The organism is Actinoplanes sp. NPDC048791 (assembly GCF_040650095.1).
Lineage (GTDB): Bacteria > Actinomycetota > Actinomycetes > Mycobacteriales > Micromonosporaceae > Actinoplanes.
Map to the genome: position 1 here is coordinate 1 of NZ_JBEZGQ010000207.1, position 10,778 is coordinate 10,778.

Sequence of the window (10,778 nt, forward strand, 5' to 3'; positions counted from 1 at the left end):
CCACCGCGGTGGTGGTGACGCCGTTGTGGGCCCGGACCGGTCCGGCCTCGGCGGCCGCCACGTCGAGGCGGTAGCCGCCGCGGGCGATCAGGGCCGCGGTGGCGAACACGTCGGCCGGGCCGGCCAGGTCGAGCAGCTGGAATCCGTCGTAGACGACGACGGCGATGCGGCGGTCCCCCATGGCGTCGATGATCGCGGGGTACGCGGGGCGGCGTCCACGCCACGACCATGACGATTTCGGCCATCGGGCGGGCTCAGCCCAGGACGCGGCGGGCCTCCGCGAGCACGGCGGGCGATGCCAGCGGAGCCCAGGACGCGAACAGCTCGCGGAAGTAGGCGCCGTGGCGGGCGACGAACGTCGGGTCCTGCTCGGCGACGTCGAGCTCGTTGACGATGCTCAGGTCGGTGAACGGGCCGGTCTGCTCCGGGGCCAGCTCGTGGACGCCGCCGGTGAAGCGGTCCCACACCTGCCGGGTGCCGGGCAGGGCCCGCCAGGTGCGGGAACGGTCGCAGGCGCCGTACCGGTAGATCAGTGCCTCGGCGCGCTCACCGACCAGCTCGCGCAGGACCGCCCGGTCGGCGACCGCCAGCAGGCTCCGGTCGAAGCCGTCGGTGCCGTAGGCGGCGTGGGCCAGCCCGGCCAGCTGCACCTTCGGGTCGTGGCCGAGCGCGCCGAGCCGGTCGTGGACCCGGCCCAGGTGGGCGTAGAGGGTGCCGCCGGGGTGCTCGATGTTCTCGGCGCCGCGCTCGCGCAGCCAGGCCCGCACGGTGTGCTCGGTGCTCATCGCGCCGGGCCCGCGCCGGTCAGCACGGCGACCTTGCCGGTCTCCAGCGCCACCCACACGGTGCCGTCCGGGCCGACGGTCAGGCCGTGCGGTTCGGACTTCGGGCTCGGCAGGTCGTGCCCGGTGACGGTGCCGTCGACGCTGATGTGCGCGACGCGGTTGGCACCCCACTCGGTGAACCAGCAGCCGTCTCCGGCGGCGACGATCGCGTGCGGGCGGGCCGTGCGGTCGGGCAGCGCGAACTCGGTGATCGTGCCGTCCGGGGTGATCCGGGCGACCTGGCCGGCGCCGATCTCGACGCACCACAGCGCGTCGCCGCCGGCGGTGATCCCGACCGGGGCGGCGGCCGGGGTGGGCAGGTCGTGCAGGGTGACCGTGCCGTCGGTGGTGATCCGGCCGACGGCATTGGCCTGGTTGAGGGTGAACCACAGGGCGTCGTCGGGGCCGGCGGTGATGGTCGAGACGAACGCCTGCGAGACCGGCAGGGGGAACTCGCGCAGGTCACCGTCCGGGGTGAGCCGCCCGATCCGGTCGGCGTTCATCTCGGTGAACCAGAGCGCGCCGTCGGGGCCGGCGGTGATCCCGTACGGGCCGCAGCCGCGCGTGGGCAGCGGGAACTCGCTGAGCTGCCCGTCGGTGCTGATCCGGGCGATCCGGTCGTCCTGGGTGCGGGTGAACCACAGCGCCCCGTCCGGCCCGGCGGTGATCAGGCTGGGCTGGCAGTCGGGGGCGCCCAGGTCGAAGGTGCGCAGGTCACCGTCGGTGGTGAGGCGCGCGATCCGCCCGGCGTGCACGAGCGTCAGCCACAGGGCGCCGTCGGGGCCGGTCGTGATGCCGTACGGGCCGGCGTCCTCGTCGGCGACCGTGATCTCCCGGATGTCCATGCCGTTCCCCTCCGCTGTCTCAGGGCACTTCCGGGTCGGGCGGGCGCCAGCCGCGGCGCCGGCCCCGGCGCAGGGCGGCGGCGCGTGAGCGCCCGGTTCGAGGAGCTCGCCTGGCGCGAGACGCCGATCGGCGAGATCAGCCTGCGCCGCCGCCTCGACCCGCGGCTGCGCGTCGAGGTCTACGAAGTCAAGATCAACGACGAGTTCCTGATGTCCAGCCTGTTCACTGTGGCCGAGATCGAACTGGCCCGGCTCGGCCTGGCCGCGTTGCCGAGCGAGGCCCGCCCGGACGTGGTGGTGGGCGGGCTCGGCCTCGGCTACACCGCGCGGGCCGTCCTGGAGGACGCCCGGGTGGCGTCGCTGGTGGTCGTCGACGCGGTCGCCGAAGTGATCTCCTGGCACGAGCGCGGGCTGCTGCCCGAGGCGGCGCCGCTGGTCACCGACCCGCGCAGCCGCCTGGTCGAGGGTGACTTCTTCGCGATGGCGGCCGGGCCGGACGGCTTCGACCCCGCGGCGCCCGGCCGGCGCTTCGACGCGATCCTGCTCGACGTCGACCACAGTCCGCGGCACGTGCTGGCCCCGGCCAACGCGGCGCTCTACACCGTCGACGGGATGCGCCGGCTGACCGCGCACCTGCGGCCCGGCGGGGTCTTCGCCCTGTGGTCCGACGACCCGCCGGACGCCGAGTTCGAGGCGGTCCTGGCCGAGGTCTTCACCTCGGCGGCGGCGCACGTGGTCTCGTTCCCGAACCCGCTCACCGGCGGAGAGTCGGCCAACACCGTATATGTAGCTACATAGCCGGGCATACTGGCGGTTGTGGACGACCACCCTCTCGAACCCGGCGAGGACGCCACGACGTTCTTCCAGCCGCGCGCCGAAGTCTTCGTGACCGTGCTGTGGGTGTGCGCCGCCGTGTGGTTCCTGTGCCGGGGCCTGTCGGTGCTGGTCCAGGTGCTGCTGGGCGACGTGCCGACGATCGGTGAGCTGGTCCGGGTCGCGGAGAGCCTGCTGGTCGTCCCGGTGGTCACCGCGAGCGTGGTCATGCTGGTGGCCTGGAACAGGCTCGGCTGGATGAAGAGCTCCGTCTACGGCCTGGAGTTCGCGGCGACCGGGCGCCGTGGCGTGCACCTGCGCTGGGCGTCGATCGCTTCGGTCGGCCTGCGGCGCTGGGGCCCGTTCACGGAGCTGGTGGTGACCCCGACCGACATGGCCGCGGTGACCGAGCTGCCCGGCCCCGGCCGCCGCCCGCGGGTGCTGCGCCGCGAGTCCGGCCCGGCGTTCCTGATCGACGTGGGCCTGATGTCGCCCGGCCCCCGGACGCTGCTCGCCGAGCTGCACCGGCGCATCCCGTCCCGGGTCTGAGCCTGCGCGGGTCTTGACCCCGGCTCCCCGCGCCCCTATGTTTAACGCATCCGTTAATTAACGAAGGTGTTAAACAGCATGACCGACCGGCTCAGCGTCATCTTCGCGGCCCTGGCCGACCCGACCCGCCGCGCGATCCTGGCCCGGCTGGCCGAGGGCGACGCCACCGTCTCGGAGCTGGCCGAGCCGTTCACGATCAGCCTCCCGGCGATCTCCCGGCACCTGAAGGTGCTGGAACAGGCCGGCCTGATCACGCGGAGCCGCTCCGCCCAGTGGCGCTCCAGCAGCCTGCAGGCCGAGCCGCTGCGCGAGGCGACCGCCTGGATGGAGCGCTACCGGCGGTTCTGGGACGTCAACTTCGCGCGCCTCGACGCGCACCTGCAGCGCATCCAGCAAGAGGAGAGAGAACCATGAGCGACGCCACCACCCAACTGGTCCTCACCCGGATCTTCGACGCCCCGCGGGAGCTGGTCTACCGCGCGTTCACCGACCCCGATCAGCTCGCCGCCTGGTTCGGCCCGGTCGGCTGGTCGGTGCCCCGCGACAGCGTGGACATCGAGGCCAAGGTCGGCGGCCACCAGCGCTTCACGATGGTCAACGACGAGGACCCGGCCCAGAACTCGCCGGTCGACGTGACCTTCGTCGAGGTCGTCGAGAACGAGCTGCTGGTCGGCGAGGAGAACGCGGCCGAGATCCCGGAGTTCGCCGGCTCGCTGATGCGGATGCGGCTGGAGTTCCACGACGAGCCCGGCGGGAAGACCCGGCTGGTGCTGACCCAGGGCCCGTACACCGAGGACTTCGTCGCGATGGCCCGCGAGGGCTGGGGCAGCTCCTTCACCAAGCTGGACCGCACACTCGGCTAACCGGCGGTGCCGGCCAGGGTGTCGGGAGCGCCGAAGGTGACCGGGACGCCGGGGGAGTAGAGCACACTCACCGGCGGCCCGGCCGGTGCGGGCAGGCCGGCCGCTGTGATCAGCTCGTCGTCGAGCTCGAGCAGCTCCGCGCGGTGCAACGGCCAGCGTGGGTGCTCGTTGGGCAGGTGCAGGCTGCGGCCCCACGCGTGGGTGTGCAGGCCCCAGCGGGCGGTGACGAAGTGCTCCACCGGGGACGGCTCGGTGAGCGGGGCTCCGACGCGTACGGTCATGGAGCTGGCCGCCCCGCGCGGCCCGGGCCAGCGCCGCCGGCTGGTGTAGCGCAGCACGTCGCCGTCCTTCTCCAGGCGCATCCGCGCCCACTTGTACGGCAGGCGCAGCGAGGCCTGCGCGGTCAGCACGGGCAACAGCCGCTCGGCCTCCAGGGACAGGAAGACGACGGCCCGGCGCCCCTGCGCGTCCACGCTGTACAGCCGCACGTTGGTCTCGAGGAACGTGCCCAGGTACGGGATGCCGGGGCCGCGCAACGCCCCCAGCCGCACCATCCGGAAGCCGATCAGGCCCACGTAACTCAGGCCGTCCAGGGTGTCCGGGACGGTGCCGCGGGGCAGGAACGGCGCGACGGTCTCCGGCGGCACAGCCCAGTGCAGGAACGCGAGGTCGTGCCAGCTCTGCACCAGCAACGACCGGCGTACCGGCCGTACCGTCTCCGGGGTCACGTCCTCGATCCGCACGCTCCCCATCATGCCGGTGCCGGGCGCGGCGCCGGAGTGATCTCCGTCGCCGCGCCGGCCTCGCGTCACTTGGTGAAGCGGCTGAGGATGCCCTTCTTCACCTGGCTCGGGCGCTGCTGCTCGCCGGCGAAGGCGCTGATCACGATGAGCGCACCGGTCAGCGCCGGCACCACCCACTGCAGCGCGGACAGCTTCTTCTGCGCCCGCACCACCTCGATCGGGGTGTCCACCGTCGACTCGGTGCCGGAGGCGGCGGGCACCGCGGTGTCCTTGGCCACCTTGCGGCCGAGCAGCCGGCTGTAGCCGGTCACGCCCAGCGCGGCCACGGTCAGGCCGGTCTTGGCCAGCGACATGGTGGCGACGCCCTGCTGGGCGGCCAGCCGGCCGCGGTTGCCGACCAGCTCGCCGACGCTGCCGGCCAGGTGCGCACCGATCGCGGCGGCGTTCACCGGGGTCCACTTGTTCCAGCCGGTGTTCGCGACCCGGCCGGTGCTCTCCGGGTCGGCCGTCTCGGCAGCGGCGGGGTTGAGCGCCACCGCGTTGGCCAGGGTGCCGCCGAACCAGGCGGCGAGCCCGACGTCGTGCAGGGACCGGGAAAGAGTGTCCTGAGCCAAGGTGTCCTCCAGAGTTCGCGCAGGTGGGATACCTGTGCGAGCTACCCGGGGCAGGACGGCTTACACGGCCGGCGCGCGATCGGGTCCGGATCCGGCAGTGTCCAGTGCCACACAGACTGATCCTCGCGCCGCGGCCCGCCCGTACCGTTGGTGTATCCCGGTCACGCCAGCCCCTCGGAGGACCCGCATGCCGGTACCGCGCCGCACCCGTCTGCTGCCCTTGGTCCCCATGGTGGTGGCGCTGATCGCCCTCGGCTGCGTCTCCGCACCCGACGAGCGCGGTGGCCAGGCTCCCGTTGCGCCGCGGACCACCGCCGCCGGTGAGGACCCGGACGGCACGGACACCCCGGAGGAGTTCAAGGCCGACGTCGGAGACGCCGAACGGGTCGCCGAGGCGTACTGGAAAGCGCAGTTCAAGGCGTCCGGGCTGAAGTTCGAGCCGATCGCGCAGCTGATCCCGTACGAGCGGGAGGGCGAGGTGGCGTGCGGCGGGCAGGGCCTCGGTCTCAACAACGCGGCGTACTGCTCGGCCGGTGACTTCATCGCGTACGACATCAACTGGGCGTTCGCCGCGTTCCGCCAGATCGGTGACGCGTTCATCTTCTACCTGCTCGGCCACGAGTACGCCCACGCCATCCAGCGGCGGCTCGGCATCCAGAAGGAGTTCTCCATCGAGCAGGAGCTGCAGGCCGACTGCATGGCGGGGGCGTACATCGGCGACACCGAGCGCAAGGGCTCCCTCAAGCTCGACGACGGTGACCTCGAAGAGCTGGCCCGGGGCCTGGAGGCGGTCGGGGACGACCCGGGGCAGCCGTGGTTCGCCGAGGGCGCGCACGGCTCGGCCAAGCAGCGGACCAGGTCCTTCAGCAACGGCTACCGGCGCTCCCTGGACCCCTGCGACGTGTCGTAGCGGTCACACCGGCGCCCGTGACGGCCGGCCGGCGGGGACAATGGGCAGGACATCTGACGAACGGCTCGGGAGGCCTGCCCTGACACGCACACAACCGGCTGCGGTGCTCTTCGACATGGACGGCACGCTGGTCGACAGCGAGAAGGTCTGGGACGTCGCGCTGTACGAGCTGGCCGAACACGCCGGCGGCAAGCTGTCCGAGCCGGCCCGGCTGGCGATGATCGGCAGCAGCATGGCCACCTCGATGCGGATCCTGCGCGAGGATCTGGCCCAGCCGGACCGCGACGAGGCCGCCGACGTGGCCTGGCTCGAGCACCGCGTCGAGGAGCTGTTCGCCAAGGGCCTGATCTGGCGGCCGGGAGCGCTGGAGCTGCTGCGAGCGGTCCGCGCGGCCGGACTGCCGACGGCGTTGGTCACCTCGACCGGGCGCCGGCTCGTGGAGGTCGCGCTCGACACCCTGGGCCGGGAGAATTTCGACGCCGTGGTCTGCGGCGACGAGGTGTCGGCCCCGAAGCCCGACCCGACGCCGTACCGGACGGCGGCCGAGCTGCTCGGGGTACGGATCGAGGAATGCGTGGCGATCGAGGACTCACCGACGGGCATGGCCAGCGCCGTGGCGTCGGGGGCGGCGGTGCTGGCGGTGCCGGCCGAGCTGGAGCTGCCGCCGACCGACGGGGTGCACCTGCGGGACTCGCTGGAAGGCGTCGATCCGGCCTTCCTGGCGACGCTCTTCGCCTCCGCCACCGCCTGAGCTCCGCGCTTCGCGCTTCGCACTTCGCGCTTCGCACTTCGCGTTTTGCTTGAGCCCGCGTTTTGCTTGAGCCCGCGCTTTGCTTGAGCCTGGGCTCTGCTTGAGCCCCGCGCACCGCGCGAGCCCGCGCCGGGTTCGGCGCGGGCTCGGCGGTTGTGCTCAGTCGTGGGCGATCGCGCCCAGGACGTTGAGGCGGGCGGCGCGGATCGCCGGCAGGACCGCGGCGATCACCCCGACCAGGGCGGCCAGCACCAGGTAGGTGCCCATCCGGCCCCACGGCAGCACCAGCTCGGTGATGCCGTCGCTCTTCAGCGCGCGGGTCACCGCCGTACCCATGCCGGCGCCGACGACCACGCCGAGCAGTGCGCCGAAGACGGAGATCACCACCGCCTCGACCGTCACCATCCGCATCGTCTGCGCCCGGCCCAGGCCGACCGCCCGCAGCAGCCCCAGCTCGCGGGTGCGTTCCAGCACCGACAGGGCCAGGGTGTTGATCACGCCGAGCACCGCGATCAGGATGGCCAGCGCCAGCAGGATCTGGATCATCGTGATCAGGGTGTCGAAGGTGGCCGCCTGCTCGTCCACGAACGCCTGCGCGTCCTGCGCCGACACCTCGGGGCTGTCCGCCAGCAGCGCCTTGACCTGCGGTAGCACCTGGCTGACGGCGACACCGTCGGCGAGGCGCACGAAGCCCATGGTCGGCTGCGTGATGCCGAAGTCCTTGGCCGTGGCGACCGGCAGCACGTAGTCACCCGGCATGCTGTCCTCCGGGTAGGTGGCCACGATCGTGTACTGGCGGGGATCACCGCGCGCCGGCTGGAGCGTGACCTTGGTGCCGACCTGCCAGCCGTAGTCCTGCGCCTCCTCCACGCTGACGGCCAGCTGGTCGTCGCGCAGGGTGTCCGGCATGCCGACCGCAGTGTTGCCGAACGCGTCCTTGAGCGCGGTCACGTTGTCGGTGGCGTTGACGTAGTGGTTCTCGCCGTCGATCGTGACCTGGTCGTTCCAGAGGCCGGCGACCGCCCGTACCCCGGGGATCTTCGCCGTGTCGCGCAGCACCGCCGGGTCGTAGGTCGGCGGCCGCGGGCCGTTCTGGTCCCCGCTGATGATCACCTCGGCCTTGAGGATCGTCGCGGCCTCGGCCTTGAGGCTGCTCTTGGCCGAGTCCATCACCACGGTGACGCCGGTGACCAGCGCGATGCCGACCATCAGCGCGGCCGCGGTGATCGCGGTGCGCCGCGGGTTGCGGCCCGAGTTGAGCCGGCCCAGGCGCCCCGGCAGCGACCAGGAGAACAGCCGGCCGATGCCGGACACGACCGGGCGGCTGATCAGCGGCGTGAGCAGCGCGATGCCGATGAACGAGACCAGCACGCCGGTCAGGATGGTCCAGAGGGTGGCGTCGCCCATGTCGGCGAACAGGCCCAGACCCAGGGCGGTCGCCCCGGCCGCGGTCACCAGGCCGCCGGCCACGCTGACCTTGGTGAGCGGCCGGTCCGGCGTCGCGACGTCCTGCATGGCCGCGACCGGCGCGATCCGCGACGCCCGCAGCGCGGGCAGGACCGCGGCGACCACGGTCACCACGACCCCGACCACGAACGAACTGATGATCGCGGCGGCCGGCACACCCACGCTGCCGAGCTGCATGCTGCCACCGACGAACGAATTGAACAGGTACGCCAGCAGCGCGCCGACGCCGACACCGGCCGCCAGGCCGAGCACCGAGGCGATCAGGCCGATCACCACCGCCTCGACCAGCACCGAGCCGATCATCTGACGGCGGCTCGCGCCCAGCGCCCGCATCAGCGCCAGCTCCCGGGTGCGCTGCGCGACGATGATCGAGAACGTGTTGAGGATCAGGAAGATGCCGACGAACAGTGCGACGCCGGCGAAGCCGAGCAGGATGTTGGTGAAGAAGCCCAGCCCGGCCTGCAGATCGGCGGCGGTGTCGGCGGCGAGCTGGTCACCGGTCTTGGTGACGTAGCCGGCGCCGAGGGTGGCCGAGATCCGGTCGCGCAGCGCTTCCGGCGTCACGCCCGGCTCGGCCTGCACCCGGATGGAGCTGTAGACCCCGGTCTTGCCGAGCATCAGCTTCTGGGCCACCGGTTCGGTGAAGGCCACCTCCTGCACGCCGCCGAGGCTGTCCCGGTTACCGCTGTAGCCGTAGATGCCGACCAGCTTGAACTCTTTCTTCGGTTCCAGGGTGAGCACGCCGACCCGGTCGCCGACCTTGATGCCGGCGGCCTTGGCCACGGTCGCGTTCACCACGAACTCGTCGGCGGCGGTGGGCCCGCGACCCTCGCGCAGCTGGACCAGGTCGTCCGTGCCGGTCCAGGCCGAGCCGATGCGCGGCGGGCCGACCGAGGTGAGGACCTTGCCGTCGCTGCCGATCACCCGGGCGCCGTCGGCGTCGACCAGCCCGGTCGCGCTCTTGACGCCGGGCACGCCCTTCACCTGGGCCAGGGCGGACGCGGGCAGCGGGGTGATGACCTCTTCGCCCTCGAACTCGGAGACCTCGACCTTGGGCTTGGCCGTGACGCCGACGTCGGTGGTGGAGTACGCGCTGGCGAACAGCGAGTCGAACGACTTGCTCAGGGTGTCGGTGACCACGAACGCGCCGGCCACGAACATGACGCCGAGCACGACGGCGAGCCCGGAGAGGATGAGCCGCAGCTTGCGGGCCAGCAGGCTCTTCAGGGTCGCGCGCAGCATCAGAGCATCACCGGTTCGGCGTGCGTGTCGAGGCGCTTCATCATGTCCAGCACGGTCTCCGGGGTCGGGCCGGTGAGCTCGTCGACGATCGCGCCGTCGGCCAGGAACACCACCCGGTCGGCGTAGCTGGCGGCGACCGGGTCGTGGGTGACCATGACGATGGTCTGGTTGTGCTCACGCACGCTGGCCCGCAGGAACGACAGCACCTCGGCGCCGGACCGCGAGTCCAGGTTGCCGGTGGGCTCGTCGGCGAAGATGACGTCGGGCCGGCCGATCAGGGCCCGGGCGCACGCGACGCGCTGCTGCTGGCCGCCGGAGAGCTGGCTGGGCCGGTGGCTGAGCCGGTCCCGCAGTCCGACGGTGTCGATGACGATGTCCCACCACTGCGGGTCGGGCTTGCGCCCGGCGATGTCCAGCGGCAGCCGGATGTTCTCCTGCGCGCTCAGCGTTGGCAGCAGGTTGAACTGCTGGAAGATGAAGCCGACCCGGTCGCGGCGCAGCCGGGTGAGGGCCTTGTCGCCCATGCCGGTGATCTTGGTGCCGCCGACGTGCACCTCACCGCGGTCGACCGTGTCCAGCCCGGCCAGGCAGTGCATGAGGGTCGACTTGCCGCTGCCGGACGGGCCCATGATGGCCGTGAACCTGCCGCGTTCGAACTCGGCGCTCACGCCGCGCAGCGCGACGACCCGCGCCTCGCCGGTGCCGTAGACCTTCCAGACCTCGCCGGCCCGTGCGGCCGCCGGTTCGCGGGAATCCGTGCTTGTCACTGTGCCCCCAGGAGAACGTGCTCGATGTGGTCCGGCTCAGTCTTTCGGCGCGAGCGGCCCGAAGCGTCCGCCCAGCGGCGTAGCCCGACGCGGAGATTTCGGTGGGGGTGCCACCCAGACAACGCTCAGGGTTACCCCCTGGCGTCACGGTGACGGTTGACAGACGTCAAAGGTGACGTCATATTGATGTCATGGACCTGACGCCGTACCTCGAATCGCTCCGCAGCGACCTCAGCGCCGCAGCGGCCCCGGGTGGTCCGGAGACCGCCCGGGCGGCGGACCTGCTCGGCCACGCCCTGGAGGCGTCGGCCCGGCTGGCCCTGCTGCAGGCGCTGTCGGACGCGGCGGCGGAGATCACCACCCGCCTGCACGGACCGGTGGTGGACGTCC

12 protein-coding genes and 2 pseudogenes are annotated in these 10,778 nt (G+C 72.3%); 7 read left to right on the forward strand and 7 right to left on the reverse strand.

The genetic code is table 11. The features are described from left to right. The 3 genes and pseudogenes from AB0C29_RS17385 to AB0C29_RS17395 all read right to left on the reverse strand — a co-directional run. Window positions 1-181: pseudogene (locus AB0C29_RS17385) on the reverse strand (AraC family transcriptional regulator); the annotation flags it as partial. Window positions 182-254: 73 nt separating this feature from the next. Further along, complete coding sequence (locus AB0C29_RS17390) at window positions 255-785, reverse strand: DUF6817 domain-containing protein (RefSeq protein WP_360821270.1); 531 nt, start codon at window positions 783-785, stop codon at window positions 255-257. Beyond that, the gene (locus AB0C29_RS17395) at window positions 782-1,669 is read right to left on the reverse strand and encodes a virginiamycin B lyase (RefSeq protein ID WP_360821272.1); all 888 of its coding nucleotides are present in this window, start codon (window positions 1,667-1,669) and stop codon (window positions 782-784) included. Before AB0C29_RS17395 ends, AB0C29_RS17390 begins: the two co-directional genes overlap by 4 nt. An 84-nt stretch (window positions 1,670-1,753) precedes the next feature. On the opposite strand from AB0C29_RS17395, the gene AB0C29_RS17400 reads away from it, so the two are divergent. The 4 genes from AB0C29_RS17400 (at window position 1,754) to AB0C29_RS17415 (ending at window position 3,894) form a co-directional block, all read left to right on the forward strand. Continuing rightward, window positions 1,754-2,467 carry a spermidine synthase gene (locus tag AB0C29_RS17400; protein ID WP_360821274.1) on the forward strand — a complete coding sequence of 238 codons (714 nt, stop codon included), beginning with the start codon at window positions 1,754-1,756 and terminating at the stop codon, window positions 2,465-2,467. Between the two features lie 18 nt (window positions 2,468-2,485). Further along, on the forward strand, window positions 2,486-3,031 hold the full coding sequence (locus AB0C29_RS17405) for a hypothetical protein (protein WP_360821276.1): 546 nt from the start codon (window positions 2,486-2,488) through the stop codon (window positions 3,029-3,031). 78 nt (window positions 3,032-3,109) lie between these two features. Further along, window positions 3,110-3,445 carry a metalloregulator ArsR/SmtB family transcription factor gene (locus AB0C29_RS17410; RefSeq protein WP_360543916.1) on the forward strand — a complete coding sequence of 112 codons (336 nt, stop codon included), beginning with the start codon at window positions 3,110-3,112 and terminating at the stop codon, window positions 3,443-3,445. Beyond that, window positions 3,442-3,894 carry an SRPBCC domain-containing protein gene (locus AB0C29_RS17415; protein WP_360821278.1) on the forward strand — a complete coding sequence of 151 codons (453 nt, stop codon included), beginning with the start codon at window positions 3,442-3,444 and terminating at the stop codon, window positions 3,892-3,894. Before AB0C29_RS17410 ends, AB0C29_RS17415 begins: the two co-directional genes overlap by 4 nt. On the opposite strand, the gene AB0C29_RS17420 is transcribed toward AB0C29_RS17415, so the two are convergent. After that, the gene (locus AB0C29_RS17420) at window positions 3,891-4,637 is read right to left on the reverse strand and encodes a DUF2071 domain-containing protein (RefSeq protein ID WP_360821280.1); all 747 of its coding nucleotides are present in this window, start codon (window positions 4,635-4,637) and stop codon (window positions 3,891-3,893) included. The genes AB0C29_RS17415 and AB0C29_RS17420 overlap by 4 nt on opposite strands. Window positions 4,638-4,702: 65 nt before the next feature. Then, on the reverse strand, window positions 4,703-5,251 hold the full coding sequence (locus tag AB0C29_RS17425) for a hypothetical protein (RefSeq protein WP_360821282.1): 549 nt from the start codon (window positions 5,249-5,251) through the stop codon (window positions 4,703-4,705). A 187-nt stretch (window positions 5,252-5,438) separates the two neighbouring features. On the opposite strand from AB0C29_RS17425, the gene AB0C29_RS17430 reads away from it, so the two are divergent. Both AB0C29_RS17430 and AB0C29_RS17435 read left to right on the forward strand, forming a co-directional pair. Next, a complete protein-coding gene (locus AB0C29_RS17430; protein ID WP_360821284.1) occupies window positions 5,439-6,161 on the forward strand; it encodes a neutral zinc metallopeptidase in 723 nt (240 codons plus the stop codon). Between the two features lie 103 nt (window positions 6,162-6,264). Next, a complete protein-coding gene (locus AB0C29_RS17435) occupies window positions 6,265-6,912 on the forward strand; it encodes an HAD family phosphatase (protein ID WP_360821285.1) in 648 nt (215 codons plus the stop codon). A 159-nt stretch (window positions 6,913-7,071) separates the two neighbouring features. Here AB0C29_RS17435 and AB0C29_RS17440 read toward each other — a convergent pair whose 3' ends face one another. Continuing rightward, window positions 7,072-9,621, reverse strand: coding sequence for an ABC transporter permease (locus AB0C29_RS17440; RefSeq protein WP_360821287.1), 2,550 nt, complete (start codon window positions 9,619-9,621; stop codon window positions 7,072-7,074). Next, window positions 9,621-10,388 carry an ABC transporter ATP-binding protein gene (locus tag AB0C29_RS17445; RefSeq protein WP_360543902.1) on the reverse strand — a complete coding sequence of 256 codons (768 nt, stop codon included), beginning with the start codon at window positions 10,386-10,388 and terminating at the stop codon, window positions 9,621-9,623. The genes AB0C29_RS17440 and AB0C29_RS17445 overlap by 1 nt, the downstream gene beginning before the upstream one ends. Before the next feature lie 191 nt (window positions 10,389-10,579). On the opposite strand from AB0C29_RS17445, the pseudogene AB0C29_RS17450 reads away from it, so the two are divergent. Then, window positions 10,580-10,778, forward strand: a pseudogene (locus tag AB0C29_RS17450) (hypothetical protein); the annotation flags it as partial.